Origin of the sequence: Caenimonas aquaedulcis (assembly GCF_015831345.1) — a bacterium.
GTDB classification, from domain to species: domain Bacteria; phylum Pseudomonadota; class Gammaproteobacteria; order Burkholderiales; family Burkholderiaceae_C; genus Ramlibacter; species Ramlibacter aquaedulcis.
Window position 1 is genome coordinate 2,928,646 of the sequence record NZ_JADWYS010000001.1, and the last position, 20,364, is coordinate 2,949,009.

The following is a 20,364-nucleotide window of genomic DNA, read 5'->3' on the forward strand; positions in this document are numbered from 1 at the left end:
GGCGTTCAGCTCCAGAAACCAAAATCGGGGTCAGATTCCAATTCTTCCAGCGGCGTCACCGGGAAGATCGCGTTGATCTGCCCGGTACCCGAGCTGCCGAAGTAGGGCGTGACGATCTCCGCCTTGCCCTCGTAGCGGTCCCACCCGAGCAGGCCCAGCAGCATCGCGGTGTCGTGCATGTCGCCCTCGCCCCAGCACTTGTCCGCGTACATCGGCAGCATGCCGAGGAAGGTCTTCCACTCGCCGGCCTTCCAGAGCTCGACCACGCGCCGGTCCACCTGCTCGAGGAACGGGTCGTAGACCTTGTGCATGAATTCCGGCGCGCGCCCGTTGTCCGCGAAGTGGTGCGAGAGCGATCCGCTGGCGAACACCGCCACCGTGCCGTCGTACTTCTCCTCGATCGCGCGGCGCACCGCGAGCCCGAAGCGGCCGCTCTCGTGCAGGTCGTGCCAGTCGCACCAGCCGCTCACGCAGACCACCTTGTAGTGCTTGTCGCCGTTCATGTAGCGCATGGGCACGAGCGTGCCGTATTCCAGCTCCAGCGTCGTGTCCGAATGCGCGCGGCTCTTGACACCCATCGCGTTGGCCATGTCGCCGATCAGGTGGCCGAGCTCCGGGTTGCCCGGATACGCGTAGGGCATGTTCTTGATGAAGTGCGGCAGCTCGTTGCTGGTGTAGGTGCCCTCGAACCTGGGCCCGCAGTTGATGTGGTATTCGCTGTTGACCTGCCAGTGCACGTCGAACACCACGATGGTGTCCACGCCGAGCGCGCGGCAGCGCCGGTCGATCTCCTTGTGCCCGTTGATCGCGGCGTCGCGGCAGCCGAAATTCGGCCCCGGGAACTCCGACAGGTACATCGACGGCACGTGGGTGATCTTGGCGGCGAGCGCGAGCTTACCCATGGCGGGACTTCCGGCTGTTTGGCCCTCCCCTCGAGGGGAGGGACGGGGAGGGGGGAGCCAAGATTGCCCCTTGGGGGAGCGGCATCATGCCGATCCCCAGTGCGGAATGTGGTGCGAGCCTAGCGACACCGCGATGTTTTTCGGCTCGAGGAACACTTCGTAGCTCCAGGTGCCGCCCTCGCGCCCGGTGCCGGAAGCCTTGGTGCCGCCGAAGGGCTGGCGCAGGTCGCGCACGTTCTGGCTGTTGACGAAGCACATGCCCGCCTCGACTGCCGCAGCGACACGGTGCGCGCGGCCGATGTTCTCGGTGAAGACATAGCTGGACAGTCCGTACGCGATGTCGTTGGCCTTCGCGATTGCATCGGCCTCGTCGCCGAACGGGATCAGGCACGCGACCGGCCCGAAAATTTCGTCCTGCGCGATCTTCATGCGGTTGTCCACGTCGGCGAAGACGGTGGGCAGCACGTAATTGCCCTTCTTCACGCGGTCCGGCACGAGCGGAGCGTCGAGTCCGCCGCACAGCAGCGTCGCGCCTTCCTTCGGTCCCATCTCGATGTAGCTGCGCACCTTGGCGAGGTGCACTTGCGAAATCATCGGGCCGATGGTGGTCTTTTCGTCGAGCGGGTCGCCGACGGAAATCTTCTTCGCGCGCGCCACGAAGCGCTCGACGAAGGACGCGTAGAGGGACTGCTGCACCAGGATGCGACTGCCCGCCGTGCAACGCTCGCCGTTGTTCGAGAAGATCATGAACACGGCGGCGTCCAGCGCGCGCTCGAAGTCGGCGTCGTCGAAGACGATGAAGGGCGACTTGCCGCCCAGCTCCATGCTGAACTTCTTCAGGCCCGCCTGCTGCACGATGCGGTTGCCCGTGGCGGTGGAGCCGGTGAAGGAGATCGCGCGCACGTCGCGGTGCTTCACCAGCGGCTCGCCCGCGTCCTTGCCATACCCGTGCACCAGGTTCAGCACGCCGGGCGGGATGCCGGCCTCCAGGGCGAGCTCGCCCAGGCGCGATGCGGTGAGCGGCGACAGCTCGCTCATCTTGAGCACGGCGGTGTTGCCGAACGCGAGGCAGGGCGCGACCTTCCACGTCGCCGTCATGAAGGGCACGTTCCAGGGCGAGATCAGCGCGCACACGCCGACCGGGTGGAACAGCGTGTAGTTCAGGTGCGTGTCGGTCGGGTAGGTGTGCCCGTCGACGCGCGTGCACATCTCGGCGAAGTAATAGAAGTTGTCCGCGGCGCGCGGCACGAGCTGCTTGCCCGTCTGTGCGATCACCTGGCCCGTGTCGTTGGTCTCGGCCTGTGCGATCTCGGGCACGTGCGCGGCGATGAGGTCGCCGAGCTTGCGCACGAGCTTCGCGCGCTGCGGCGCGGGCATCGCCGCCCACTTCGGGAATGCGTCCTTGGCCGCGGCGACGGCGGCGTCGACTTCCGGTTCGCCGCCCGCCGCGACCTCCGCGAGCACCTCCTGCGTCGCAGGGTTGACGCTCTGGAAGTAGTCGCGGCCCGGGACCTGCTTGCCGTTGATGAGGTGGTCGATCTTCATGGTGTGCTTCAGGCGGCTGCGATGGTGTTCATGAGCGCGCCCAGGCCTTCGATCTCCGTCACCACGACGTCGCCGGGGCGGCAGTCCACCACGCCGTCGGGCGTGCCGGTGAGGATCAGGTCGCCGGGGCGCAGCGTCATGAAGCTGGAGAAATACTCGATGAGGAAGGGCACGTCGAAGATCATGTCCTTCGTGTTTCCCGACTGCGTGAGCTTGCCGTTGACGGTGGTGGACAGGGCGAGCGCCATCGGGTCGGGCACGTCGCCGCGCTCCACGAACCACGGGCCGAGCGGCGTCGCGCCGTCGCGGTTCTTCACGCGCAGGTTGGGGCGGTACCAGTTCTCGAGGTAGTCGCGGATCGCGTAGTCGTTCGCCACCGTGTAGCCCGCGATGTAGTCGTAGGCGTCGCCGCGTTTCACGTGTTTCGCCTGCCTGCCGATGACGACGGTGAGTTCGCATTCGTAGTGCATGAAGTCCACATCGGCGGGCCTGCGCGTCGTCTGGCGGTGTCCCGTCAGCGCGCTGGGACTCTTCAGGAACACCAGCGGCTCCTCCGGCGCCTTGAAGGCGAGCTCCTTCGCGTGGTCGGCGTAGTTGAGGCCGAGCGCGAGGATGGTGCGCGGCTGGCGCGTCGGGTTGAGCGGCGGTAGCCACGTGACGTCGTCGAAGGACACGAGCTTCGCGTTGTCCAGCATCAGAAGCCCGTCGCGCTCGGCGGCGTTCTGCGTCACGCCTTCATGGATCACGCGGGCGTACTTCATGCGGCCTCCGCGACCAGCGTGTTGGTCAGGGTGCCGAGCCCCTCGGCGCGGATCTCGATGGTGTCGCCCACCTTTGCGCGCGGCCGGCCCACATCGCAGCCGAGCATCAGTACGTCGCCGGCGCCGAGCGTCATGAATTCGCTCACATCCGTCAGCAACTGCCGCGGCGCGCGGACAAGGTCGTTGAACCGCACCGTCTGGCGCGGCTCGCCGTTGATGCGCACTTCCAGCACGAACCAGCCCGGGTCCGCGCAGTCTTCATCGCGCATCATCTTGCTGCCCACGCCGAGGAAGCCGTCGAGGCACTTGAACTTGACGGGCGGACGGAACAGGCTCTCGTGCGGGATGGACAGGTCGTTCATCAGCACGTAGCCCGCCGGATCGCCGGGGCCTTTCATCACGAAGCCGATGGTGGCGCCGACTTCCACTTCGTGCACGCGGGCGGGCACGGGAATCCGCGCGCCGTCCTCGCTCCAGGTGTTCGCAGGCTTGATGTACAGCACCGGGGCCCTGGGCGGCGCCTTGTACGGCGGTTCGTGCGCCTTGCCGCCCAACGCCGCGAGTTCGCCGCGGAAGTTCAGCAGCGTGCCGTAGACGGTGCCCATGAGGAGAAAGCTCATCGCCGCTCCAGTTCGATGACCTGGTCCAGCAGCTCGTAAAGCTCGGACAGCTTTTCCTTGCCGAGCGTCTTTTCCATCCATTCGTAATGGGCCTCGACGGTATGCGACAGCTTTTCCGCAAGCTTCAAGCCCTTGGACGTGGCGGCGATCGCGGTGCGGCGCTGGTCCGTCGGGTCGCGCTCGCGGCGGATGAGGCCGTCGCGCTCCATGCGCGTGAGCACGCCCGTGAGGCTGGGGCCGAGGATGTATGCCTCGCGCGACACGCGCCCGGTCTCCACCGTGCCGTGCTCGCCGAGCACGCGCAGCACGCGCCACTGCTGGTCCGACAGCCCATGCTCGCGCAGGCTGGGGCGCGTGTGGGTCATGACGGACTCGCGCGCTTGCAGCAGCAGGCGCGGCAGGTTGCGGTGCGTGAACGAAGGCATGGCGGGAATTATTTAACATATTAAATGTTGGGCCGCCGCACTGCAACCCGCCGGCATCGGTAGATACCCTGCCCGGCTATAGTCGGTCGCACACATGGCCAAGGAAAAAACCACCTATACCTGCACCGAATGCGGCGGCACCAGCCCGCGCTGGCTGGGCAAATGCCCGCATTGCGAGGCATGGAACACGCTCATCGAATCCGTGGTGGAGCAGGGCGCCGGCGGCCGGAACAACCGCTTCGCATCGCTCGCCAAAACCAATGCCGTCACGGCGCTCGCGGATATCGAGGCCAGCGAGGTCGAGCGCACGCCCACCGCGATCGACGAGCTCGACCGGGTGCTGGGCGGCGGCATCGTCGAAGGCGGCGTCGTGTTGATCGGCGGCGACCCCGGCATCGGCAAGTCGACCCTGCTGCTGCAGGCGCTCGACGGCCTGCAGCGCGCCGGCATCCCCACGCTGTACGTCACGGGCGAGGAAAGCGGCGCGCAGGTGGCGCTGCGCTCGCGCCGCCTCGGGCTGGACAACTCGCGCGTCAACGTGCTCGCGGAAATCCAGCTCGAAAAGATTCTTGCGACCATCGCCAGCACGCAGCCCGCGGTGGCCGTGATCGATTCGATCCAGACCGTCTATTCCGACCAGCTCAGCTCCGCCCCGGGCTCGGTGGCGCAGGTGCGCGAATGCGCGGCGCACCTGACGCGCGCGGCCAAGGCGGGCGGCACCAGCATCATCCTGGTCGGCCACGTCACCAAGGAAGGCGCGCTGGCGGGGCCGCGTGTCCTGGAGCACATGGTGGACACGGTGCTGTATTTCGAGGGCGACACGCACTCGAGCTTTCGCCTCGTGCGCGCGGTGAAGAACCGCTTCGGCGCCGTCAACGAGATCGGCGTGTTCGCGATGACGGAAAAGGGCCTGAAGGGCGTGGCCAATCCCAGCGCGATCTTCCTGTCGCAGCACAGCGAGCCCGTGCCGGGCAGCTGCGTGCTGGTCACGCTGGAAGGCACGCGACCGATGCTCGTGGAAATCCAGGCGTTGGTCGACAGCGGGGGCCCGAGTCCGCGGCGCCTGTCGGTGGGGCTGGATCGCGACCGCCTCGCGATGCTGCTGGCGGTGCTGCATAGGCATGCCGGCGTCGCGTGCATGGACCAGGATGTCTTCGTCAATGCGGTCGGCGGCGTGCGCATCAACGAGCCTGCCGCCGACCTCGCGGTCATGCTCGCGATCACCTCCAGCCTGCGCGGCAAGCCGCTGCCGCGCGGCTTCATCGCCTTCGGCGAAGTGGGCCTGGCCGGTGAGGTGCGTCCCGCGCCGCGCGGACAGGAGCGCCTGCGCGAAGCCGCCAAGCTCGGATTCTCCGTGGCGGTCGTTCCCAAGGCCAACGCGCCGAAGAAGGGCAGCCGCGAGATCGAGGGCCTCACCATCCACGCGGTGGAGCGGATCGAGGAAGCGATGGAAGTGGTGCGCTCGCTCCATTGAAGCGCTGACGCCGCGAGAAGGCCGGCTCCTACACCTGAGCTTGCACGCCATGGCGACACTGGTTCCACTCCAGGAGTTTTCATGGCATTGGTGCGTCCGCGTGTTTCCTTCACCTCATCCTTGCGGGCCGTCGCGGCCGGCGTGTGCCTCACCGCGCTGGGCCTGAGCGGCACGCATGCCTTCGCGAAACCCGCGCATCGCAGCGCGGCTGCGCCGCAAGCCGATCGCGCGATCGATTTCGACAGCTTCAACAGCGCCACCGACACGCCCTTGCTCAAGGTCGGCAGCCGCGGCGCAGCGGTGACCCGCGCGCAGATCCTGCTGGATCGTGCGTGGTATTCCGTCGGCGAGATCGACGGCAGGTTCGCGACCAACATGCAGCGCATGGTGAAGGCCTACCAGCTGGCCCATGGCCTGAACGGCACGGGCACCGTCACGCCGGAGACCTGGCAGGCCCTGCGCGACGACGCGGCACCCCTGCTCGCACGCTACACGATCACCGCCAAGGACGTGGCGGGCCCCTACGAGAAGACCCCGAAGGACATGGCGGAGCGCGCGCAGCTCAAGGCGCTGAACTACGAGACCATCGAAGAGGCGCTCGGCGAGCGTTTCCACACCAGCGCCGGCTACCTGAAGCAGCTCAACGCGGGCAAGAAGTTCGAGGAAGGCGTGGAGATCACCGCGCCGAACGTGGCGAACGGCAAGCCGCCGACCAAGGGCGCCGCGATCGAGATCGACAAGGCGGCGCGCGTGCTCTACGTGCTGGATGCGGCCAAGCGGCCGGTGGCGGGCTTTCCGATCAGCATCGGCAACGAGAAGAACGATCCGCTGCCCATCGGCCGCATGACGATACGCAACGAAGTGAAGAACCCCACCTTCACCTACAACCCCGCGATCCTGAAGAACGCGCCCAAGGATGCGCAGAAGGTGGAAGTCGCCGGCGGCCCTAACAATCCCGTGGGCAGCATCTGGCTCGGCCTGTCCAAGCCGCACTGGGGCATCCACGGCACGCCGGACCCATCCAACGTCGGCCACTCGGAAACGAACGGCTGCATCCACATGACCAACTGGGACGCGGAGCGCCTCTCGACACTGGTGAAGGCGGGCTTTCGCGTGGACGTGCGGCCGTGAAGCTCGATCACCGGCTGCTCGCGATCGTCGCCGGTTCGATGGTGGCGCTCGGCGCGCTGGGCGCGGTGTTCGCACCGCCCGAAAGCGCGGCCGACATCGGCCGCCTGCGCGCACGTTCGCTGCAGATCCCGGTGCAGGCGGTCGATGCGACCGCACTCGCGGACAACTACCTGCAATCGCGCGAAGCCGGTGCGAGGACGCATGAGGCGCTCGACATTCCCGCGCCGCTCGGCACGCCGGTGGTCGCGGTGGAAGACGGCCGTATCGCCAAGCTCTTCCTGAGCAAGCCGGGCGGCATCACGGTCTACCAGTTCGATCCCCGCTCGGAATTCGCCTATTACTACGCGCATCTCGACCGCTATGCCGACGGATTGAAGGAAGGCGCGCAGGTCAGGCGCGGCGAAGTCATCGGCTACGTGGGCACCACGGGCAACGCCGCGGGCGGCGCGCCTCACCTGCACTTCGCGATCTTTCGCCTGGGCCCGGAGCGCCAGTGGTGGCGCGGCTCGCCGCTCAACCCCTTCCTCGTCTGGCGCGACGCGGCGCATTGAGCGCGGCCGTCCCGGCGACAATCGCCGGATGAACTGGCAAAAGATTTTCCTGCCCATCGCGGGCGCCGTCCTCATCGTGGTGGCCTTCCAGACCTACGGCTGGGCCGGCGCGGCGCTGGCCGTGACGGCGGTCGCCATGTACCTGCTGCTGCACTTCAACCGGCTCATGCACGTGCTCAGGCGCGCGGCCGATCGCCCGAAGGGCTATGTGGCCAGCGCGGTGATGCTGAACGCGAAGCTCAAGCCGGGCGTCAACCTGCTCCATGTGATGGCGATGACCGACTCGCTCGGCGAGCTCATCTCGAAGGAAGGCGAGCAGCCGGAGATGTACCGCTGGACGGACCCCGGCGACTCGCATGTGACCTGCGAGTTCGCGGGTGGCAAGCTCGTGAAATGGACGCTGTACCGCCCGCCCCAGCCCGACGAGGCCTCGCCGCCCGCCGCGTCTTAAAATCGCGGGTTCGAGCGAACCCGACTCCAAAGGACCGATATGAGCGTTGTACCCAGCATGGCCGACCGTGACGGCAAGATCTGGATGGATGGCGAGCTGGTGGAATGGCGCGACGCCAAGATCCACGTGCTCACCCACACCTTGCACTACGGATGCGGCGCCTTCGAAGGTGTCCGGGCCTACAACACGGTGAACGGCACGGCGATCTTCCGCCTGCAGGAGCACACCGAGCGCCTCTTCAACAGCGCCAAGATCCTGCGCATGGCCATCCCCTTCACCAAGGAGCAGGTCAACGAGGCGCAGAAGCAGACCGTGCGCGCGAACAAGCTGGAGAGCTGCTACATCCGACCGCTCACCTGGATCGGCTCGCAGAAGCTCGGCGTGAGCCCCAAGGGCAACCAGATCCACCTGATGGTCGCCGCCTGGGCCTGGGGCGCGTACCTGGGAGAGGAAGGCATGAAGCGCGGCATCCGCGTGAAGACCTCCAGCTACACGCGCCACCACGTCAACATCACCATGACGCAGGCGAAGGCGGTGAGCAACTACACCAACTCCATCCTCGCGAACATGGAGGCGCTGGACGACGGCTACGACGAGGCGCTGCTGCTCGACAGCACGGGCTTCGTGTCGGAAGGCGCGGGCGAGAACATCTTCGTGATCAAGGGCGGCGTGATCTACACGCCGGACCTCTCGGCCGGCGCGCTCAACGGCATCACGCGCAACACCGTGTTCCACATCGCCAAGGACCTGGGCCTGGAGATCGTGCAAAAGCGCATCACGCGCGACGAGGTCTACATCGCCGACGAGGCTTTCTTCACCGGCACCGCCGCCGAAGTGACGCCGATTCGCGAGCTCGACCGTATCGAGATCGGCGCGGGCTCGCGCGGCCCGATCACGGAGAAGATCCAGACGGCGTTCTTCGACATCGTGAACGGCCGCAACCCGAAATACGCCCACTGGCTCACGAAGGTTTGACCATGACAGCCACCACCGCCAAGAAGGAGTCCGTCGTCGAGTTGCTGGCGAAGGAGTTGAACGCCAACGGCGGCGTCTTCTGCCCGAGCCCGATCGCCGGCATGAAGCTCTGGAATACCCACCCGCGCATCTTCCTCGACGTCGCCAGCACCGGCGCCGCGAAGTGCGCGTACTGCGGCACGGTCTACAAGCTGAAAGAGGGCGAGCATTTCGGCGGCCACCACTAGCCGCCAGCTGTCCGCCAAACAATTGGGCTCAGATTCCAATTCTTCCCGCTCGCTGGTCGTTGCGCCGCAATGGATCGGCGACGCGGTGATGACGGAACCGCTGCTGCGCCGCCTGCACGCGCGCGGTGAACGCCTCACGGTGGGCGCCCTGCCTTGGGTCGCGCCGGTCTACCGCGCGATGCCGCAGGTGGACGAAGTCATCGAATTTCCTTTCCAGCACGGCGGCCTGCAGTTCAAGGCGCGGCGCGCGATCGCCAAGCAGGTCGAAGGCCGCTTCGACACCGCATACGTGCTGCCCAATTCGCTCAAGAGCGCGCTGCTGCCCTTTCTCGCAAGCATCCCGAAGCGTGTCGGCTACCTGGGGGAGGCGCGCGTCGGCCTGCTCACGCACCGGCTCAAGAACCCGAAGAACAAGCCGCCGATGGTGGCGTTCTATTCCGCGCTGTCGGGCGAGAAGCAGGGGCTGGAGGCGGACAGGCCGCGGCTCACGCTGGCCGAGTCGGATCAGCAGTCTGCGCTCACCGCCGCCGGCCTGCAGGCACGCGGCTACTACGTCTTCGCGCCGGGCGCCGAGTACGGCCCCGCCAAGCGCTGGCCCGCCACGCACTTCGCCGAACTCGCCCGCTCGCTCGACCAACCCGCGGTGCTGCTCGGTTCCGGCAAGGAAGCCCCGCTGTGCGAAGAGATTGCCAACGCCGCCCCTGGCCGCTGCATCAACCTCGCCGGCAAGACGCCGCTGCTGCAGGCCTTCGCGTTGATCGCCTGCGCGAAAGGCGTCGTCAGCAACGACTCCGGCCTGATGCACGTGGCCGCGGCGTTCGGCGTCCGGCAGGTCGCGGTGTTCGGCTCCTCGAGCCCGCTGCATACGCCGCCCCTCAACGACAACGCCGCGGTGCTGTGGCTCAAACAGGATCCGTCCTACCAGCCGCCGCTGGATTGCGCGCCGTGCTTCGAGCGCGAATGCCCGCTCGGCCACACGCGCTGCCTGGTGGACATCAGCCCTTCGGCAGTTCTTGCACGATTTCCTGCAGGCGCGTGAGCGCCGTCGATGCGGTGCCGTGCCACACGAGATGCGTGTGGTTTCGCCGGACGCGCGCGGGCACTTCGTGCTGGCGCACGTCGCTCGCTGAACGCAGCGCGACCAGCAGCGAGCGGGGCACCAGCGCGAAGCCCGTGCCGGCCGCGACGCAGGCGATCATCGCCTGGTAGGAGCCGAACTCCATCGTGCGCGCAGGCATCACGCCCGAGCCGCCCAGCCACTCCTCCAGCCGCTTGCGGTACGAGCAGCCATTCGCGAAGGCGATCAGCGTGGCGCCGGACAAGTCCGCGGGGCGCGTCACCGGCGCGAAGTCCTTCGCGGTGATGAGCACCAGCTCTTCATCGAAGACCTTGAGCTTGTTCAGTCCCGGCGCGGTGAAGGGCTCGGACACGAACGCCGCCTCGATCTCGAAATTCGTCACGCGCTGGACCAGCGCGCCGGTGGTGCCGGTCACCAGTTCCACGACGACGGCCGGGTATTGCCGGTGGAACTTGGAGAGGATGGGCGCGAGCCGGCTGCCCGCCGTGCTCTCCAGCGAGCCGATGCGAAAGACGCCGATCGGCTTGCCCGTGCGCAGCTCGCTCTCGGCCTCGTCGGCGAGGCGGAACAGGCGCTGCGTATAGGAGAGCAGCAGTTCGCCTTCGGGCGACAGCACCAGCGCGCGGCCCTGGCGGCGGAAGAGCTGCAGCCCGAGGCGCTCCTCGAGCTGCTTGATCCGCGTCGTGACGTTGGACTGCACGCGGTTGAGCTTGCTCGCCGCGCGGATGATGCCGCCCTCGCTCACGACGGCGCGGAAGATCTCCAGCGAGTCCAGGTCGATCGTTCTCATGGGAAGAATGAAGTATCTGAATTATTCATTTGTGGGCGAACGCCATTCTCTGTCTAATCACAATCCATGGCAAACCAGGAATCGACAGCCGGCCCCTCACCCGTCGCGGTGTGCTTCGCGGGGATGCTCGCGCTCGCGGTGGCGATGGGCATCGGCCGCTTCGCGTTCACGCCGATGCTGCCGCTGATGATCCAGGGCGCGGGGCTCGACGTCGCCAGCGGCGGCTGGATTGCCGCGGCCAATTACGCGGGGTACCTCGTCGGTGCGCTGACCGCCTCGCGCGTGCCGATGGGCGCGGTGCGGCTGGGCATCGTCGCGTTGCTGGCGACGGCGCTGCTCACTGCCGCCATGGCCCTGCCCGGTCCGGCCGTCCTCTGGGCGGTGCTGCGTTTCGCGGCAGGCGTCGCGAGCGCATGGGTTTTCGTCAGCACGGCCGTCTGGTGCCTGGGCGCACTGGCACGGATGCATCGCGCGGCGTGGGGCGGAGCGGTGTACTTCGGCGTCGGCGCGGGCATCGCCCTCGCCGGGCTGTGGTGCCTGGCGGGCGGCGTCGCCGGTGCGTCGCCGGCCGCCTTGTGGATCCAGCTGGGTCTGCTGGCGGCGGCGTTGATGGTCCCCGTGGTGATCGTCATGCGCAAAGTCGGCGAGGCACCACCGCCCGCGGCGGCCTCGGCCGCGCCTTCGCCCCCCCCGCCGGGCACCACGGGCCTCGTCATCAGCTACGGCGCGTTCGGCTTCGGCTACATCCTGCCCGCCACCTTTCTTCCGGTGCTCGCGCGCTCGGTCGTGGAAGACCCGCGGCTCTTCGGCCTCGCCTGGCCCGTGTTCGGGGCGATGGCGGCCGTGTCCACGCTGCTCGCGAGCTGGTTCATGCGCCGCGCATCGCGCCTGCAGGTCTGGTCCGCGGCGCACATGCTGATGGGCCTGGGCGTGCTGCTGCCCAGCGTGTCAGCGAGCGGTACCGCGATCGCGCTTTCCGCACTGCTCGTCGGCGGCACCTTCATGGTGATCACGATGGCGGGCGTGCAGGAGATCCGCGCCCGCGCCGTGGGCGACCCGACGCGATGGGTCGCGCGGATGACCGGCGCGTTCGCGCTGGGGCAGATCGCGGGGCCCATGGTGTCGTCGATGCTGCTGCACCTGCCGCTGCACGGCATGAACGGCTTGAACCTCGCGCTGCAGGCGGGCGCCGCAGCCCTGTGGCTGAGCGGCGCGTGGTTGTGGCGCGAAGCCGGCTTCTCACTCACTCGCGAAAGGATGTCCCATGCCCGATGATTCCAACACCGCCAGCCGCCAGGGCTCCGCGCAGCCGTGGCGCGAGCGCATGCCGCTGCCGGCGGATTCCGCGATGACGCCGCCGCAGCGTGAAGCCGCGCAGGCACTCATCGCCGGGCCGCGCAAAGGCGTGTACGGCCCCTTCCTGCCGCTGCTGCGCAGCCCGCAACTGCTCGACCGCGTCGCGAAGGTCGGCGAGTACCTGCGATTCGAGAGCGTGCTCGATGCGCGCATCCGCGAATTCGCGACCTGCATCGCGGCGCGGCACGTGAGCAACCAGTTCGAATGGTTGATGCATGCGCCGTTGGCCGTGAAGGCGGGCGTATCCGCCGCCGCGATCGAGGCCCTGCGCGTCGGCGCGCGGCCCAAAGGCCTCCCAGCCGATGAGGACGCGGCGCTCGATCTCGCGGGCGAGCTGCTCACCACGCACGGCGCGAGCGAACCGACCTACGCCGCGGCGGTGATGCATTTCGGAGAGCAGGGCGTCGTCGAACTCACGACGCTGGTCGGCTACTTCGTGATGGTGTCGTGGCTGATGAATGTGGCGCATACGCCTGCGCAGGCGGGTGCGAGTGGTGAGGGGCTGCCGGCGTTTCCGCTGTGAGCTCCGCAGGCAGCATCAGGTGCCCCGCGTAGCGCGCCACGAGGCCCGCGATCGGCACGCGTGCCTGCACCTCGAACTGGAAGCGGCTCCCTTCGCCGCTCTCGACCGCGACGATGTCGGGCATCAGCCAGCGCGGGCAGGGCAGCCCGAGAAAGCGCAGGCGCACCAGACGCATTTCCAGGCGCGTGTCCTGTTCGTGCAAGTGGAAAGTGAGCCGGGACACGCCGAGGTGCTCGACGACGGAGTTGCCCGATGCACGCAAGGTGGAGGTCATCGTCTTCGCAGGAAAGTGCCGCGTCCATGTCTCGGCTCGCGGCGTGGCGTCGAGCTCGAAGCGGATCGCTCCGCCGCCGTCCGTCGTGGGCGTGCCGAGACCCCATGCCAGCAGCCGCGCGAGCCACGTTTGGGGCGCATGCGTACGCACCTCGCCCGTGAGCACATGGCGTCCTGACAATCGGTGGAACGCGCGCACCGGCGATGCGAGCCGCTGGTAGCTGTCACCCATCACGCGCTCATAGAGGCTGGGTTCGCTCATGCCGCGTCAGTCATGTGGATGTGCAGACCGTTTGCTTCGCGCACGAAGTCGTCGAGCGAGAGCAGGCCCATGCAACGCATGGCCCCGATGGGGGGTGGATGTCCGGTGGCCAGTTGGCGCACCAGTGCAGCCGCCGCCAGCGTCGGGACGTAGGGGCCATCGCCGTGCGTGGCCAGCAGTTCCCATCGCCGCGTGGTTCGATCTCCTTCAGGTGAACGGCCACGGACTTCGACATGCATCGCGCCCGCGTCGCTACCCGCGTGGCGGAACCCATCCGCGATCCGCTTCAAAAGCGCCGCATGCGCCGACCAGTCGCGCACGATGCCCCACCGTGCCATCAGCGCCATGGCATTCATTCCGAGGTGAAGAAAAGGGAGTTCGAGGCCCGCGCCGAAGCGCACGCTGGGCGCGCCGGCATAGCGGCCGGGCAGGAGGGCGAGGTCGGGGACGTCGCAAGGCGAGAGAAACCTCCTGCCCACCGGGTGTCCGTACGCGTGGCGATAGCTCGTGCCCCACCCCCACGCCGAATTGCCCGACGGCGTCTCCAGGCGCTTGCCGCAATAACCGAGGATGGCCCGCACCGTGGACAAGCCGCGTTCGGTGCGGTTGCCCGGGCTAATGCCGATGTCGATCGAGTCCACCGATTGCATGCCGCGCGTCAACGCGTCGACCACTGCGCTGGACAGCGCGGGCACGGAACTCGCGCCGCTGGTGACCAGCACGCGCGCTCCTTCGGCCGCCGCATGCAATGCGGAGATCCCGGCGACGAAGGCGCGCGCATCCGCGAGATCGATGTAATGCGCACCCTGTGCGATGCACGCCTGCGCGACGCGATAGTCCTGTCCCTGGAAAGGCCCGCAGCAATGGACCACCGCGGCGGGCTGCAGATGCGCGAGGGAGGACGCGAAGTCGCCGGACATGGCGTCGAGCTCGATGCCTTCCACGAGCGTTGCGGGGGCGCATGCCAGGCCCTCGACCGATGCCCGGGCCTTGTCGCCCGACCGGCCCGCGGCGAAGATGTGCAGGCCGCCCTGGCGCGCCAGCCGCTCGACCAGCCGGCTGCCGAAGAAGCCATACCCTCCCAGGACGAGCACGCGGTAACCGGACATGCGGGAAGTGTAGGCGCCAAAAAAAACAGCCACCTTTCGGCGGCTGTATAAAGTCCTTGGAAGGACGTCGTTGGGAGACTTGAAAACCGGTTTCGCTTATCCGCTCGAAGAGCGACTGCGTGACAGCGGTGGAATCAATATAGCCCCGGCCACCGGTTTGCGCATCCTACAAATGGGGGAGGCGCGCACATGGAATGTGCACATGTTCACGTTGCGCGCGTCCGGTTTACACCCGGTCGCACGGCACACGTAGAACAAAGCATGCACCGCCGCCGGGCTGGTCCACGCACTGCACGGTGCCGTGGTGGCGCTGCGTGATCGAGCGCACCAGCGCCAGGCCGAGGCCGACGCCGCCCGAGCGCTCGCTCGCGCCCGCGAGCCGGTAGAAGGGCTCGAAAATCCGCTCGCGTTCCGCGGGGGGAACGCCAGGCCCTTGGTCCCGGACCCGCACGACGGCCTCGCCCTGCTCGCGGCTGACCTCCACCGTCACCTCGCCGTCGCTGTAGCGGCGCGCGTTCTCGAGCAGGTTGCGGATCGCGCGGCGCAGCAACTTGGAGACGCCTTGCACGACGAGCGGTTGCGGATCGGGGCTGGGCACGAGTTCCGCACCGGCGCGCGCGCATTCTTCCGCGACGAGGCCGGTCAGGTCGATCGATTCGAAGGTGCCGACGTCGGTCTCCTTCGCGTCGAGGCGGCTCGCGAGCAGGATCTCGTCGACGAGCTGGTCGAGCTCGCCGATGTTGCGGCGGATCTCGTCCTGGAACGCCGGCGAGGTCTGCGGGTCCATCAGCTCCAGCCCCATGCGGATGCGCGCGAGCGGCGAGCGCAATTCGTGCGACGCATTGGCGAGCAGCGACTTGTGCGACTTCAGCAGCGTCTCCACGCGCTCGGCTGCGTGGTTGAAGCGCTGCGCGAGGAAGGCGAGCTCGTCCGAGCCCGACTCGTTGATGCGCACGGACAGGTCGCCCTCGCCCCAGCGTTCCACGCCCTGGCGCAAGTGATCGAGCCGCAGCGTGAGCCGCCGGATGATGGGGTAGGTGCCGATCGCCACCGCGATGGCGACGATGCCCAGCAGCCACAGCAGGCTGCTCGGCCCGCGGAACCACGGACGCCCGGGCGGGCCTTCACCCGGCTGGCGAGGCCGCGGCGGCAGCTGCACGACGAGCGTGCGGCCATCGTTCATCGCCACCTGGAACTCCACGCCCTGGCCGGGCATGCGCACCGGGCGCGTCTTCACCTGGCCCAGCACGTCGCCCGCTTCGTTGCGGATGATCACCTCGCGCTCCGGCGCCTGTTCGGTGTTCGCGCGCCAGAGAAAGCCGAATGCCACCGTGAGCAGGCCCACGGCCAGCACGACCGCGATCCAGATGCGCAGGTAGAGGGGGACGCGAAACCGCGCGCGCCAGGCGACCACGCGTTCAGTCCTGCTGCTTGGCGAAGACGTAGCCCACGCCGCGCACGGTGAGGATGCGCTTCGGGTTCTTGGCGTCCGACTCGATCGCCGCGCGGATGCGGCCCATGTGCACGTCGATCGAGCGGTCGAAGGCCTCGAGCTCGCGGCCGCGCACGGCTTCCATGATCTGGTCGCGCGTGAGCACGCGGCCGGCGCGCTCGGCGAGCGTCATCAGCAGGTCGAACTGGTAGGACGTGAGCTCCGCCGGCTTGCCGTTCACGACGACGGTGCGCGCGTCGCGGTCGATCTCCAGCGTGCCGAAGCGCAGCAGTTTCGCGGCGGGCTGCGGGCCTTCGGTGCGGCGGCGCAGGATGGCGCGGATGCGCGCGAGCAATTCGCGCGGCTCGAAGGGCTTGGGCAGGTAGTCGTCCGCGCCGAGCTCCAGCCCGACGATGCGGTCCATCGGGTCGCCCTTGGCGGTGAGCATGAGCACGGGGATCTGCCCCGCCTCGCCCGGCAGCGAGCGCAGGCGGCGGCAGACTTCCAGCCCGTCCATGTCGGGCAGCATCAGGTCCAGGATGACGAGCTCGGGCGCCGCGCCCGAGGGCGGCTCCTGCAGCAGCGCGAGGCCGGCCTTGGCGTCGATCGCGTGGGTGACGCCGAAGCCCGATCGCTCCAGGTACTCGCCCACCATCTGCGCCAGGCGGGCGTCGTCTTCGATCATCAGCAGTTGTTGCATGGGTGCATTGTGAGGGTGCGCGTGCGCGCAATCCCCCATCGTGGCGCGCGGGCTGCTCCGCTGCGCGAAGCGGCGGTAAAGTTAGGTAAATGGCCGTACCTTCCGACCTGTCCGAGTTCGCGGGTGTGCCCGCCGCGCAGGCGCGGCGCGCGCCCGGGGCGGTGGCGCTGGAATTCGACGGGGCGGCGCTCGGCTATGCCGAATTCGCGCGCGCGTGCGAGCACGTGGCCGGCGTCCTCTGGACCCACTGGGGGGTGCGCCCCGGCGATCGCGTGGCCTGGCTGGGTGCGAACCACCCGGGGCAGCTCGTCTTGCTCTTCGCCCTGGCGCGCATCGGCGCCGCCTTGCTGCCGCTCAACTTCCGCCTGGCGCCGGCCGAGTGGGACGCGCAAGTGGCTGACTGCAGGCCGACCCGGCTCGTGCATGACGACGCATGGGCGGATGCCGCCTTGCAACTGGGCGCGCGTCACACGCTGCCGGTGCATCGCGCGCAGGCGCTGGGCGAGCAGATCGACGCGCCGCCCGCGCCGGTCCACGGCACGGACGCAAGCGCCGTGCTGCTCGTCTATACATCCGGGACCACCGGCCGGCCGAAGGCGGCCGTGCACACGCAGGGCAACCTGCTGGCCAACATGCGCATCGCGGCGCAGGTGCAGCGGATGACGCCTGGCGACCGAGTCGCCACGATGCTGCCGATGTTCCATGTGGGCGGGCTGTGCATCCAGACCTTGCCGGCCCTGTACGCGGGCGCCACGGTGATCCTTCATCCCCGCTTTTCACCCGACAGCGCGTTCGTTTGCTTCGAACGCGACCGGCCCACGCTCACCTTGCAGGTGCCGGCCACGATGAAGGCGCTCGTCGACCATCCGCGCTGGCCCGGCGCCGACCTCTCGAGCCTGCGTGCGATGTGGGCGGGCTCCAGCCTGCTGCCTGCGTCACTGGTGCGGGCCGTGCATGCGCGCGGCGTGCCGGTGTGCAATGTGTATGGCGCGACGGAGACGGGCCCCTTCTCGATCGCGCTGGGGCCCGAGGCGGCGATGGACCACGTGGGTTCCTGCGGCTGGCCCGCGCCCGAAGTGGACGTGCGATTGAAGGACGCGAAGGATGGCGTAGGTGAACTGCTTCTGCGCGCGCCGAACGTGGTGTCGCGTTACTGGCCGGACATCGCGGCCTGCGACGCGGACGGCTGGTTCCATACGGGCGATCTCGCGTCGCTGGCGTCCGATGGCAGCTACACGATCGTGGGCCGTGCGAAGGAGCTCATCATCTCGGGCGGCGAGAACATCCACCCGGCGGAAATCGAATCGGTGCTCGGCGAGCATCCCGCGGTGCTGGAATGCGCCGCATTCGGCGTCCCGGATGACGCGTGGGGCGAAGCTGTTGCGGTGGCCGTGGTCCTGCGCGAAGGACAGGCGGCGGACCAGGACGCGCTCGCCGCGTTCCTGGCCGGCCGGCTGGCGCGCTACAAGCTTCCGCGCCGCTGGCTGTGGGTGGAAGCCCTGCCCAAAACCGCGCTGGGCAAGTTGCAGCGCGGTGCCCTGGCGGCGCTTAGAACGTCACCTTGATCCCGGCGACGAGGTTGGCGCGGCCGAGGTCCTTCGTGCCGCTGCCCGGGAGCATGAACGGCGCGCCGAAGTGATCTTTCCAGTTCGAGCCGACCACCGCGACACTGGCGGACAGGCCGTATCCCAGGTCCTTGGTGCCGGTGAGCGAGTAGTCCATATAGGTCCCGAAGCCCTTGATGCGCTGCCATCCTGCGTGCGGGGTGAGCGAGTAGCCATCGCCCAGGTCGATCGAGGCCGACAGGTCCAGGTAGCCGCTGCCCTTGCTGCCGGGCGCGCCGAACAGGTCGGTGAGGCTGTGGGAGTACTTGGCCGTGAAGAGCTTGTAAGTGAGCGCGCCGTACACCTCGAAGGTGTTGGCGTTCTGCGTGGTCACGTCCTTGAGCGTGTTGCCCACGTACCAATACTGGAGCGCGCCGACGTCGTACGAGAGATCGTGGCCGATCGTTCCCTTGTAGCCGCCGTAGAGGTCGATTTCGACCGGGCCTTTGGCTTGCGGGCCCGCGGGGATGGAGGAATCCTTGATCCAGCGGATCGTGGAGGCCCAGGCGCCGGCGTACCAGCCGCCCGCGCCCGCGTAGTCGATCCCGCCTTGCAGGGCGGGCTTGCGGGCCGATTGCGAGAGGCCGCGGTAGCGGTAGTCGGTGACGGCGCCGATGTTGTAGCTGAGGCCCGAAGCGGGCGGGGCTTCAGCGTGGGCGAAGGATGCCGCTGCGCAAAGCGCGGCGAAGGCGATGAGGGACCGTTTGTGCATGGGATGCTCCGTCGAAAGAAAGCTTCGGACGGTAGCGTGATTGCGGCGCGATAGGAGCCGCAGTTGAAATCATCACGAATTGGTCACATGCGCGCTTCGCCGCTGCATCCGCCACAACACCACCAGCAACACCATCGGCGGAATCGCGGTGAGCCCTGTCGCCACGAACGCCGTCGCATAAGCGCCCAGCAACCCGTGCGACGGGGTCAGCGCATCGACTGTCGCCCCTGAAAAGCCCTTCGCGAATTTCCCGAGGATCGCGTACGTGGAGGACAGCATCGCGTACTGCGTCGCGGTGTACCCGAGGCTCGTCAAGCTCGACATGTAGGTGACGAGTGCGACACCCGCGAATGCCTGCGCGAACGAATCCAGCGTCATCACGGCAGCGAACAGCGAGGTGTCCGCGCTCAGGCTGAGCAGCGCGAAGGCCGCGGTGCCGAAGCCTTCCAGCACCAGCCCGATGACGAGTGTCGGCAACATGCCGATGCGTACCGCGCTGATCCCCGCGGCCGCGATGCCGACGAAGGTGGCGACGAGCCCGAACGATCCGCGCACCCATGCGACGGTGTCCTTGGAAATGCCGAGGTCGTGATAGAACGGGTTGTACATCGGGCCCATCACGAAGTCGGGCAGGCGGTACAGCGCGACCATCAGCAGCATCACGAGCCCGGCCGTCTTGTGCTTGGCGAAGAAATCGACGAAGGGCCCGATGATCGCGTCGCCCAGTCCGCGCAGCGTCCACAGCGGCGGCTTCGAATGCAGCACGGTGTCCGCGCGCGTCGGTTCCTTCGCGAACAGCGTGGCCGCGGTGCAGAGGATCATCAACACCGCCATCGCCACATAGGACACCGGCCAGCCGACACGGGCGGCGGCGGCGATGATCAACGCGTCGGTGACGAGCAGTGCGCTGCGGTAGCCGACTTGCGCGGCCGACGTCATCAAGCCCACTTCGTCGGCGTCCGCTGCGGCCTCGATGCGCCACGCGTCGATCGCGATGTCCTGCGTCGCCGACGCGAAAGCCGTGAGCAGCGCGAAGGCGCCGATCGCGGCGAGCCCGCCGGCCGTGCCGACCGCCGCCATGCCGATCAGGCCGATCGCCACGAGGATCTGGCAGAACAGCATCCACCCGCGCCGGCGCCCGAGGCGCCCGAGCAGGGGGACATCGATGCGGTCCACCAGCGGCGACCAGTACACCTTGAATGCATAGGCGAAGCCGACCCAGGAGATGAAACCGATGGCGATCAGGCTCGTGCCCTCGTCGCGCAGCCAGTAGCCGAAGGTGTTGGCGGTGAGCAGGAAGGGCAGGCCCGAGGAGAAGCCCAGCGCAAGCATCACCGCGACCTTGGGTTGGCGCAGTTCGCGCAGCACCTCCAGCGCGGATCGTTTGCGGCGCGCGGCGGACGGCGCCTCGGGTTCCCGGCTGACAGGAGGGGGTGGGGTCATCGAAGAATAATAAGCGGACC

Annotated in this window: 22 protein-coding genes; 10 read left to right on the forward strand and 12 right to left on the reverse strand. The window is 68.1% G+C overall.

All coding sequences use genetic code 11. The features are described from left to right. Nucleotides 1–5: 5 nt before the first annotated feature. The 5 genes from hpaD to hpaR form a co-directional block, all read right to left on the reverse strand. Nucleotides 6–902 carry a 3,4-dihydroxyphenylacetate 2,3-dioxygenase gene (hpaD, locus tag I5803_RS14070; protein WP_196986971.1) on the reverse strand — a complete coding sequence of 299 codons (897 nt, stop codon included), beginning with the start codon at nucleotides 900–902 and terminating at the stop codon, nucleotides 6–8. Between the two features lie 84 nt (nucleotides 903–986). Then, nucleotides 987–2,447 carry a 5-carboxymethyl-2-hydroxymuconate semialdehyde dehydrogenase gene (gene hpaE / locus I5803_RS14075; protein WP_196986972.1) on the reverse strand — a complete coding sequence of 487 codons (1,461 nt, stop codon included), beginning with the start codon at nucleotides 2,445–2,447 and terminating at the stop codon, nucleotides 987–989. Between the two features lie 8 nt (nucleotides 2,448–2,455). After that, a complete protein-coding gene (locus I5803_RS14080; protein WP_196986973.1) occupies nucleotides 2,456–3,208 on the reverse strand; it encodes a fumarylacetoacetate hydrolase family protein in 753 nt (250 codons plus the stop codon). After that, complete coding sequence (locus tag I5803_RS14085) at nucleotides 3,205–3,828, reverse strand: fumarylacetoacetate hydrolase family protein (protein ID WP_196986974.1); 624 nt, start codon at nucleotides 3,826–3,828, stop codon at nucleotides 3,205–3,207. Before I5803_RS14085 ends, I5803_RS14080 begins: the two co-directional genes overlap by 4 nt. Further along, the gene (gene hpaR, locus I5803_RS14090) at nucleotides 3,825–4,253 is read right to left on the reverse strand and encodes a homoprotocatechuate degradation operon regulator HpaR (RefSeq protein ID WP_196986975.1); all 429 of its coding nucleotides are present in this window, start codon (nucleotides 4,251–4,253) and stop codon (nucleotides 3,825–3,827) included. The genes I5803_RS14085 and hpaR overlap by 4 nt, the downstream gene beginning before the upstream one ends. 94 nt (nucleotides 4,254–4,347) lie before the next feature. Here hpaR and radA point away from each other — a divergent pair, with 94 nt between their 5' ends. The 7 genes from radA to waaF all read left to right on the forward strand — a co-directional run bounded on the left by radA (nucleotide 4,348) and on the right by waaF (nucleotide 10,101). Further along, a complete protein-coding gene (gene radA, locus I5803_RS14095; protein WP_196986976.1) occupies nucleotides 4,348–5,727 on the forward strand; it encodes a DNA repair protein RadA in 1,380 nt (459 codons plus the stop codon). An 81-nt stretch (nucleotides 5,728–5,808) separates the two neighbouring features. Next, nucleotides 5,809–6,858: a L,D-transpeptidase family protein gene (locus I5803_RS14100; protein ID WP_196986977.1), complete on the forward strand. Its 1,050-nt coding sequence runs from the start codon at nucleotides 5,809–5,811 to the stop codon at nucleotides 6,856–6,858. Next, the gene (locus I5803_RS14105) at nucleotides 6,855–7,409 is read left to right on the forward strand and encodes a M23 family metallopeptidase (protein WP_354001663.1); all 555 of its coding nucleotides are present in this window, start codon (nucleotides 6,855–6,857) and stop codon (nucleotides 7,407–7,409) included. The genes I5803_RS14100 and I5803_RS14105 overlap by 4 nt, the downstream gene beginning before the upstream one ends. Nucleotides 7,410–7,437: 28 nt before the next feature. After that, the gene (locus I5803_RS14110; RefSeq protein ID WP_196986978.1) at nucleotides 7,438–7,860 is read left to right on the forward strand and encodes a glycerate kinase; all 423 of its coding nucleotides are present in this window, start codon (nucleotides 7,438–7,440) and stop codon (nucleotides 7,858–7,860) included. A 39-nt stretch (nucleotides 7,861–7,899) separates the two neighbouring features. Further along, nucleotides 7,900–8,835 carry a branched-chain amino acid transaminase gene (locus I5803_RS14115; protein ID WP_196986979.1) on the forward strand — a complete coding sequence of 312 codons (936 nt, stop codon included), beginning with the start codon at nucleotides 7,900–7,902 and terminating at the stop codon, nucleotides 8,833–8,835. Between the two features lie 2 nt (nucleotides 8,836–8,837). Beyond that, nucleotides 8,838–9,062, forward strand: coding sequence for a zinc-finger domain-containing protein (locus I5803_RS14120; RefSeq protein ID WP_196986980.1), 225 nt, complete (start codon nucleotides 8,838–8,840; stop codon nucleotides 9,060–9,062). Between the two features lie 88 nt (nucleotides 9,063–9,150). Beyond that, nucleotides 9,151–10,101 carry a lipopolysaccharide heptosyltransferase II gene (gene waaF / locus I5803_RS14125; protein WP_196986981.1) on the forward strand — a complete coding sequence of 317 codons (951 nt, stop codon included), beginning with the start codon at nucleotides 9,151–9,153 and terminating at the stop codon, nucleotides 10,099–10,101. Here the strand turns inward: waaF and I5803_RS14130 are convergent. After that, a complete protein-coding gene (locus I5803_RS14130) occupies nucleotides 10,058–10,930 on the reverse strand; it encodes a LysR family transcriptional regulator (RefSeq protein ID WP_196986982.1) in 873 nt (290 codons plus the stop codon). The genes waaF and I5803_RS14130 overlap by 44 nt on opposite strands. Nucleotides 10,931–10,996: 66 nt before the next feature. Between I5803_RS14130 and I5803_RS14135 the strand changes: the two genes are divergently transcribed. Together I5803_RS14135 and I5803_RS14140 are read left to right on the forward strand one after the other, a co-directional pair. Then, nucleotides 10,997–12,205 (forward strand): YbfB/YjiJ family MFS transporter, encoded by a 1,209-nt coding sequence (locus I5803_RS14135; RefSeq protein ID WP_196986983.1) that lies wholly within the window; start codon nucleotides 10,997–10,999, stop codon nucleotides 12,203–12,205. After that, nucleotides 12,195–12,809, forward strand: coding sequence for a carboxymuconolactone decarboxylase family protein (locus I5803_RS14140; RefSeq protein ID WP_196986984.1), 615 nt, complete (start codon nucleotides 12,195–12,197; stop codon nucleotides 12,807–12,809). Before I5803_RS14135 ends, I5803_RS14140 begins: the two co-directional genes overlap by 11 nt. On the opposite strand, the gene I5803_RS14145 is transcribed toward I5803_RS14140, so the two are convergent. The 4 genes from I5803_RS14145 to I5803_RS14160 all read right to left on the reverse strand — a co-directional run bounded on the left by I5803_RS14145 (nucleotide 12,700) and on the right by I5803_RS14160 (nucleotide 16,585). Then, a complete protein-coding gene (locus tag I5803_RS14145) occupies nucleotides 12,700–13,344 on the reverse strand; it encodes a DUF4166 domain-containing protein (protein WP_196986985.1) in 645 nt (214 codons plus the stop codon). The two genes, I5803_RS14140 and I5803_RS14145, sit on opposite strands and share 110 nt — an antisense overlap. After that, nucleotides 13,341–14,453: a saccharopine dehydrogenase family protein gene (locus tag I5803_RS14150; protein WP_196986986.1), complete on the reverse strand. Its 1,113-nt coding sequence runs from the start codon at nucleotides 14,451–14,453 to the stop codon at nucleotides 13,341–13,343. Before I5803_RS14150 ends, I5803_RS14145 begins: the two co-directional genes overlap by 4 nt. Nucleotides 14,454–14,679: 226 nt before the next feature. Continuing rightward, on the reverse strand, nucleotides 14,680–15,867 hold the full coding sequence (locus I5803_RS14155) for a sensor histidine kinase (protein WP_196986987.1): 1,188 nt from the start codon (nucleotides 15,865–15,867) through the stop codon (nucleotides 14,680–14,682). Between the two features lie 4 nt (nucleotides 15,868–15,871). Next, entirely contained in the window at nucleotides 15,872–16,585 is a 714-nt protein-coding gene (locus tag I5803_RS14160; protein ID WP_196986988.1) for a response regulator transcription factor, read from the reverse strand. Between the two features lie 89 nt (nucleotides 16,586–16,674). On the opposite strand from I5803_RS14160, the gene I5803_RS14165 reads away from it, so the two are divergent. Beyond that, complete coding sequence (locus I5803_RS14165) at nucleotides 16,675–18,150, forward strand: AMP-binding protein (protein ID WP_196986989.1); 1,476 nt, start codon at nucleotides 16,675–16,677, stop codon at nucleotides 18,148–18,150. Here the strand turns inward: I5803_RS14165 and I5803_RS14170 are convergent. Both I5803_RS14170 and I5803_RS14175 read right to left on the reverse strand, forming a co-directional pair. Next, on the reverse strand, nucleotides 18,134–18,901 hold the full coding sequence (locus I5803_RS14170; protein WP_196986990.1) for a TorF family putative porin: 768 nt from the start codon (nucleotides 18,899–18,901) through the stop codon (nucleotides 18,134–18,136). The two genes, I5803_RS14165 and I5803_RS14170, sit on opposite strands and share 17 nt — an antisense overlap. 72 nt (nucleotides 18,902–18,973) lie before the next feature. Then, the gene (locus I5803_RS14175) at nucleotides 18,974–20,344 is read right to left on the reverse strand and encodes an AmpG family muropeptide MFS transporter (RefSeq protein WP_196986991.1); all 1,371 of its coding nucleotides are present in this window, start codon (nucleotides 20,342–20,344) and stop codon (nucleotides 18,974–18,976) included. Nucleotides 20,345–20,364: the final 20 nt, after the last annotated feature.

What these genes read in the sequence shown, in the direction of transcription:
- hpaD (WP_196986971.1), bottom strand. Translation starts at nt 902, where the DNA reads ATGGGTAAGCTCGCGCTCGCCGCCAAGATCACCCACGTGCCGTCGATG.
- hpaE (WP_196986972.1), bottom strand. Translation starts at nt 2,447, where the DNA reads ATGAAGATCGACCACCTCATCAACGGCAAGCAGGTCCCGGGCCGCGAC.
- I5803_RS14080 (WP_196986973.1), bottom strand. Translation starts at nt 3,208, where the DNA reads ATGAAGTACGCCCGCGTGATCCATGAAGGCGTGACGCAGAACGCCGCC.
- I5803_RS14085 (WP_196986974.1), bottom strand. Translation starts at nt 3,828, where the DNA reads ATGAGCTTTCTCCTCATGGGCACCGTCTACGGCACGCTGCTGAACTTC.
- hpaR (WP_196986975.1), bottom strand. Translation starts at nt 4,253, where the DNA reads ATGCCTTCGTTCACGCACCGCAACCTGCCGCGCCTGCTGCTGCAAGCG.
- radA (WP_196986976.1), top strand. Translation starts at nt 4,348, where the DNA reads ATGGCCAAGGAAAAAACCACCTATACCTGCACCGAATGCGGCGGCACC.
- I5803_RS14100 (WP_196986977.1), top strand. Translation starts at nt 5,809, where the DNA reads ATGGCATTGGTGCGTCCGCGTGTTTCCTTCACCTCATCCTTGCGGGCC.
- I5803_RS14110 (WP_196986978.1), top strand. Translation starts at nt 7,438, where the DNA reads ATGAACTGGCAAAAGATTTTCCTGCCCATCGCGGGCGCCGTCCTCATC.
- I5803_RS14115 (WP_196986979.1), top strand. Translation starts at nt 7,900, where the DNA reads ATGAGCGTTGTACCCAGCATGGCCGACCGTGACGGCAAGATCTGGATG.
- I5803_RS14120 (WP_196986980.1), top strand. Translation starts at nt 8,838, where the DNA reads ATGACAGCCACCACCGCCAAGAAGGAGTCCGTCGTCGAGTTGCTGGCG.
- waaF (WP_196986981.1), top strand. Translation starts at nt 9,151, where the DNA reads ATGACGGAACCGCTGCTGCGCCGCCTGCACGCGCGCGGTGAACGCCTC.
- I5803_RS14130 (WP_196986982.1), bottom strand. Translation starts at nt 10,930, where the DNA reads ATGAGAACGATCGACCTGGACTCGCTGGAGATCTTCCGCGCCGTCGTG.
- I5803_RS14135 (WP_196986983.1), top strand. Translation starts at nt 10,997, where the DNA reads ATGGCAAACCAGGAATCGACAGCCGGCCCCTCACCCGTCGCGGTGTGC.
- I5803_RS14140 (WP_196986984.1), top strand. Translation starts at nt 12,195, where the DNA reads ATGCCCGATGATTCCAACACCGCCAGCCGCCAGGGCTCCGCGCAGCCG.
- I5803_RS14145 (WP_196986985.1), bottom strand. Translation starts at nt 13,344, where the DNA reads ATGAGCGAACCCAGCCTCTATGAGCGCGTGATGGGTGACAGCTACCAG.
- I5803_RS14150 (WP_196986986.1), bottom strand. Translation starts at nt 14,453, where the DNA reads ATGTCCGGTTACCGCGTGCTCGTCCTGGGAGGGTATGGCTTCTTCGGC.
- I5803_RS14160 (WP_196986988.1), bottom strand. Translation starts at nt 16,585, where the DNA reads ATGCAACAACTGCTGATGATCGAAGACGACGCCCGCCTGGCGCAGATG.
- I5803_RS14165 (WP_196986989.1), top strand. Translation starts at nt 16,675, where the DNA reads ATGGCCGTACCTTCCGACCTGTCCGAGTTCGCGGGTGTGCCCGCCGCG.
- I5803_RS14170 (WP_196986990.1), bottom strand. Translation starts at nt 18,901, where the DNA reads ATGCACAAACGGTCCCTCATCGCCTTCGCCGCGCTTTGCGCAGCGGCA.
- I5803_RS14175 (WP_196986991.1), bottom strand. Translation starts at nt 20,344, where the DNA reads ATGACCCCACCCCCTCCTGTCAGCCGGGAACCCGAGGCGCCGTCCGCC.